Annotated in this window: 4 protein-coding genes; all 4 read right to left on the minus strand. The window is 70.7% G+C overall.

Going from position 1 to position 4,198, the window contains the following annotated elements; genetic code table 11:
• Positions 1 to 297: 297 nt before the first annotated feature.
• The 4 genes from KDM41_17465 to KDM41_17480 all read right to left on the minus strand — a co-directional run bounded on the left by KDM41_17465 (position 298) and on the right by KDM41_17480 (position 3,992).
• Complete coding sequence (locus KDM41_17465) at positions 298 to 1,623, minus strand: BamA/TamA family outer membrane protein (protein MCB1185212.1); 1,326 nt, start codon at positions 1,621 to 1,623, stop codon at positions 298 to 300.
• 100 nt (positions 1,624 to 1,723) lie between these two features.
• The gene (locus KDM41_17470) at positions 1,724 to 2,431 is read right to left on the minus strand and encodes a hypothetical protein (protein ID MCB1185213.1); all 708 of its coding nucleotides are present in this window, start codon (positions 2,429 to 2,431) and stop codon (positions 1,724 to 1,726) included.
• Positions 2,431 to 2,958, minus strand: a complete 528-nt coding sequence (locus KDM41_17475; protein MCB1185214.1) for a hypothetical protein — start codon at positions 2,956 to 2,958, stop codon at positions 2,431 to 2,433. Before KDM41_17475 ends, KDM41_17470 begins: the two co-directional genes overlap by 1 nt.
• A 287-nt stretch (positions 2,959 to 3,245) precedes the next feature.
• Positions 3,246 to 3,992 carry a fumarylacetoacetate hydrolase family protein gene (locus tag KDM41_17480; GenBank protein MCB1185215.1) on the minus strand — a complete coding sequence of 249 codons (747 nt, stop codon included), beginning with the start codon at positions 3,990 to 3,992 and terminating at the stop codon, positions 3,246 to 3,248.
• Between the last annotated feature and the right edge of the window lie 206 nt (positions 3,993 to 4,198).

The raw sequence follows: 4,198 nt of genomic DNA on the forward strand, positions 1-4,198 counted from the left end.
AATCGCCGGCGAGGGCCGTGGACGCCGCGCCGAACGGGACGAGCAGACCGCAGAGCAGCGCCGCTCGCGTGCCCATGCGCAGGAATGGGAACATGTCGACCTTCCGGGGCTGGAGGTGGTCAGGGAATCGTCCAATCGTTGCAAGTCGTGGGCCCGGGTCGTGCGGGATGGCGCGGGAGGGCGGAGCACGTCGCGTCGCGGCGCACGGCTCCGTGCCGCCGCGGCGGCTGCGGCCGGCAGGACCGGTCGGGTCGGGCACTCCGCAGTCAACACCGCTCCGCTCCCGCGGCGATCCGCTCAGAAATTGAACCTGTCCATGAACTCGAACTGCCAGTCGCCCTCTTTCGTGCGGGCGGCCTCGAAGCGCAGCTGCCAGGTGTCGAGGTTCAGGTGGGTGCCGGCGCCCCAGCTCATCTGGGCCGTGCCGGCCTCGGCGCCGTCGTACCAGGCGTCGCCGGCGTCGCCGAAAAGGTGGAACCCGAAGCCGACCATCTCGCCCTTCGGCGAGATCTGCATCAGGAAGAGGGGCATGCGGTACTCGACCGAGAGCAGGTAGCCGTGCTCGCCCTCCCGCGATGCATACGGGTAGCCGCGCACGGTCTCGGGGCCGCCGAAGTACAGGGCGTTGTCCAGGTCGGTCGGGCCGTCGACCTGCCGGCCCCAGGCGCGGGCGGCCAGGATGTGCTTGGCCCAGGGCAGGGTCACGAAGCCGCGCAGGTCGGCCAACGACTCGCTCCAGTCGTCGTAGCCGTCGCTGGTCCAGGCGCGCAGGCCGACCTCGGCCAGGACGCCCCGGCGGGGGTAGTAGGTGTTGTCGCGCGAGTCGAAGCCCAGCCAGCCGCCGAAGCCCCAGTGGTGCTCGCGGCCGGCGGCGTACGCCGCCGCACCGGCGGGGCCGTCGGGACCGCGGTCGGGCAGGTCGGCCGTGTAGGCGTCGCGCTGGTCGAAGGCGCCCCAGCGCACTTCCGAGCGCACGTAGGCGTGGCCCGCGAAGGTCCAGCGCAGGTCCCAGGTGGCGTCCCACTTGCGGTAGCGGAAGGGGCGATACACGAAGTCGGCCACTTCGCCGCCCACGGCGACGGTCGTCTCGAGCCCCGTGACGTTGGCCAGCCACGGACGGTGCCACGACACGCGGCCCTGCTGGATGTACAGGGCCGCGGCCTCGAGGCGCAGGGTCTCGCCGCGGCCGCGCAGGTTGCGCTGCTCGAACCAGCCGCCGACGAGGTACTTGTGGCGCCGGCTGTAGCGGGCGAGCGGGCCGTAGAAGGTGCGCAGGTCCTCCTCGACCATGACGTCGATGACCACGTGGGCCGGGTCGTCGTCGTCGTAGTTCATCTCGACGAAGCGGAAGTAGCCGCAGTCCTCCAGGGCGTCCCAGGCCCGGTCGAGGGCCGCGTCGTCGAAGGCGGAGCCGGGCTCCAGGCCCATGAGGTGCCGGATCAGGCCGGCGTCGGTGTGGGCGTTGCCGTGGACGCGGATCTCGCCGACGGTGCCCTCGTCGCGGGGCGACAGGTCGTTGTCGTCGCCGAAGACGGCCAGGGCGGGCGCGGCCCAGGCGGCCAGGACGAGGGCGATGGCGGCCAGGGCGACCGCGACGGGGCGCAGGAACGGGCGGGCGTGCAAGGCGCGTTCTCCGTCTCGAAGGGGGGTGGGGATCACCACCCGAATTATGACGCAACCCGGGGAATTGTCCAGTCCGGCCGTGGGCGTCCGGCCGGACCGATCAATGCTGCCGCTCGCTGACCTGGACCACCGGGGCCTCGGCGATCTCCTCGGCCGGCGGCTGGGCCGTGTACACGGCCAGATGGGTGCAGGCGAGGCCGAAGTCCGCGAGGTCCTCGTTCAGGTCGGCGGGCGTCAGGCGCGTCAGGCGGGCCTGCAGCGCGCCGGCGTCGAGCCCGTCACCGGACATGGCCCGCAGCAGTTCCTCGAACAGTCCGCGCACCGTCTGGTCGAGCAGGCGCCCGACGAAGCCCGGGTCCGGGGTCTCGACCCCGAGCAGGAAGGTGTCGAAGAAGTCGCAGGGCCGGGCGATGCGCAGGGCGCAGCTGCCGATGAGCGTGCCGCCGTCGGTGCGGCTCCAGCGCAGCGGGTTCGCCCGCGACCAGCGCAGCTGCAGGGGCTCGTCCATGGCCAGGAACAGGAGCCGCGAGGCCGGATGGATCTGGCCGCGGCCCTCGCCGATCTCCAGGTGGTGCAGGCCGTCGAGGTAGACGGCGCGCAGACGGCCCTCCTGGATGAGCAGGGCCTGCTGCCCCTCCTCCAGGAAGAGCGTCATGCGCTTGTCGCGCAGGAACTCCAGATCCAGCGGACCCTGGATGCTGCCCTTGGCCGGATCGACCGACCACTCGAGCGGTGCGCCGTCGGCGGTCAGGGCGCCCCAGCCGCGCCCGTTGCCGAGGGTGTCGTCCCGGTACCTGTCCTCGCCCATCAGTTGCGCCTTTCGCGATGAGTGAACTCCGACTCCCAGCCCAGACCCAGCAGGTAGTTGCGCTCCTCGGTCATCTCGGAGAACGAGGCGAGGTCCCGCGACAGGCGCGTCGCCTCGGTGGTGAACCAGCTCGCCGCCGGCACGTCGGTCTCCAGGGTGCGCACGAGGCCGAGGGCCTCCTCGATCATCAGGATCAGGCGGGTGTCGAGTTCCTCGAGTTCGTTGATCGTCGTGGTGCAGTCGCCCACGAGGCACACCAGCCCTTCCCGGTCCAGGCGCCGGAAGATCAGCCCGATCCGCTCGACGAGCGTGTCGATGGTCTGTTCCATCTCGCCGCTCAGGATCTGGGCCTTCTTCTCCGCGATGGTCAGGAGGTGGTCCCCGCATTCCTTGAGCAGGAAGCCCAGGGCACGCCGGAACACGCGCTCGGCCGCGGCGGCGTCCCGCTCGGTGCGGTAGTCGGCGTAGCTGGGCATGTTCTCCATCAGGGTGGTCAGTTCGCTGTAGCTGATGCTGGCTGCCGTCATGATGTCGTCTCCGTGTTGTGGGCGCTGGTGGGGCGAGTCTTGCGTCCTGCCCGCCTCGCGGGCGTCGACAACAGGGAACGGCAAGGAACATTCCACCTTCGCGGGGAAGTTCGGGGAAGTGCTAACTGATGTGGAAATTATTGGAAAACAATGAGGTTACGTAGGCAGGCATAAGTTGCCCGCCGGATGTTGCAACGCCCTGCGGCGCAACCGGACCGCGGGGGATTGCGAAGCGCAACAGGGCGCCCCGCCGCGCCCCGATGGGCGGCGACGGGGCGTCACGGGGATCAGCTCCCGGGCCGGGTCCAGCGCCGCACGGGGTTGCGCAGCACGCCGATGCCCTCGACTTCCACCTCGACCACGTCGCCGGGTTTGAGGAAGACCTGCGGCTCGCGGAAGACGCCCACGCCGCCGGGCGTCCCCGTCGAGATGATGTCGCCGGGCAGCAGCGTCATGTTGCGGCTGGCGTGGGCGATGAGCTGGTCGACCGGGAAGATGAGCTGGTCGGTGTTGCTGTGCTGCATCACCTCGCCGTTCCAGCGGCAGGTCACGTCGAGGCCGTGCGCGAGGTCCGGCAGCTCGTCGGGCGTAACGATCCACGGTCCGCAGGGGCCGCCGGTGTCGATGCTCTTGCCGCGGAAGAACTGCTTGTCGGCGTACTGGGCCGCGCGGTCGCTCACGTCGTTGAAGCACGTGTAGCCGGCGATGTGGTGCACCGCGTCCTCGCGCCGGATCGCCCGCCCGGGCCGGGAGATGATCACCGCGAGCTCACCCTCGGCGTCGACCTGGGTCAGGTCCTCGGCGATCTCGATGGGCAGCTCGGGCGCCTGCAGGCAGGTGGTCGCCTTGCTGAACAGCATGGGGGCCTGGGGCAGGGGCTTGTTCTGCTCCTCCGCATGGTCGCGGTAGTTCAGCCCGACGCAGATGATCTTCGAGGGCAGGATCACCGGGGCCAGCAACGGGGCGCCGCCCCGCAGGCCGAGCCGCACGAACGGGAGGGGCAGGTCGCCGCCCTGGGCGAGGATGGTCTCCATCTCGGCCAGGCGCGGCGCGTATTCGTCGTGCACCCGACGCACGGGGGCCAGGTCACCGAAGAGCACGTGCCAGTTGCCCGGCAGGGTCGGAGCGGCGGCCACCAGGTCGAGGCCGACGTTGTCGCTCAGGGCCAGCCCGCAGCGCGGGTCCGTCCCCTGCGTGAAGGTGATGAGTCTCATGGCGGGATTATGGCGCAGCGCGGTCG

This window comes from bacterium, from assembly GCA_020440705.1.
Lineage (GTDB): Bacteria > Krumholzibacteriota > Krumholzibacteriia > LZORAL124-64-63 > LZORAL124-64-63 > JAGRNP01.